This window comes from Blautia sp. DFI.3.45, assembly GCF_020593505.1.
GTDB classification, from domain to species: domain Bacteria; phylum Bacillota; class Clostridia; order Lachnospirales; family Lachnospiraceae; genus Blautia_A; species Blautia_A wexlerae.
On the sequence record NZ_JAJDMI010000227.1, the window covers coordinates 1 to 261 of the forward strand.

Consider the following 261-nt stretch of genomic DNA (forward strand, 5'->3'; position numbering starts at 1 on the left):
TTCGGAAAAACGTCAGAGCAAAACATTACCATGTTACCTTTGAGCCGTTATTCGACGATCCCGGCACAGTTGACCTTTCCGGAATCAATTGGATCGTTGTGGGTACCATGACCGGAGCTCAGAGCAGGAAGATTCATACGGAGCCGGAATGGGCATGGTCTCTGATAGACCAGGCACATAAGCTCGGCATTCCGGTGTTTATGAAAGAAGACCTTGTCCCTATCATAGGGGATGAAAATATGATTCAGGAAATGCCGGAAG

At 47.9% G+C, this 261-nt stretch carries 1 protein-coding gene; it reads left to right on the top strand.

Annotated elements, in window-relative coordinates:
* Nucleotides 1-261: DUF5131 family protein (locus tag LJE09_RS17690; protein WP_227296456.1), on the top strand; the 261-nt coding region annotated here is incomplete at both ends.